Annotated in this window: 1 protein-coding gene; it reads left to right on the top strand. The window is 65.0% G+C overall.

Going from position 1 to position 243, the window contains the following annotated elements:
• Window positions 1–243: lysylphosphatidylglycerol synthase domain-containing protein (locus R2R70_RS22580; protein ID WP_410979284.1), on the top strand; the 243-nt coding region annotated here is incomplete at both ends.

The raw sequence follows: 243 nt of genomic DNA, 5'->3' as shown, positions 1-243 counted from the left end.
CGCTGCAATGCCGCGGGCTCGCGCTCGAGATCTGGATTGCGTTGCACGCATTGGGTGTGAATGCAACGTTCGCCCAGGCCTTCGTATTCGAAGCGCTCATTCAGCTTGCCAGCAGCATTGCGTTTCTCGTGCCCGGCAGTCTGGGCGTACAGGAAGGCAGTTTCGTGCTGATCGGCTCGGTGCTCGGCATCGACGCACCCACCTGCCTCGCGCTCGCGGGCGCGCGCCGCCTGCGCGATCTGC

It is taken from the genome of Cobetia sp. SIMBA_158 (assembly GCF_046566945.1).
GTDB classification, from domain to species: Bacteria; Pseudomonadota; Gammaproteobacteria; order Pseudomonadales; family Halomonadaceae; genus Cobetia; species Cobetia amphilecti.
Note: the sequence above shows the minus strand (reverse complement) of the source record. Positions and strands in the feature narration are given on the sequence as shown.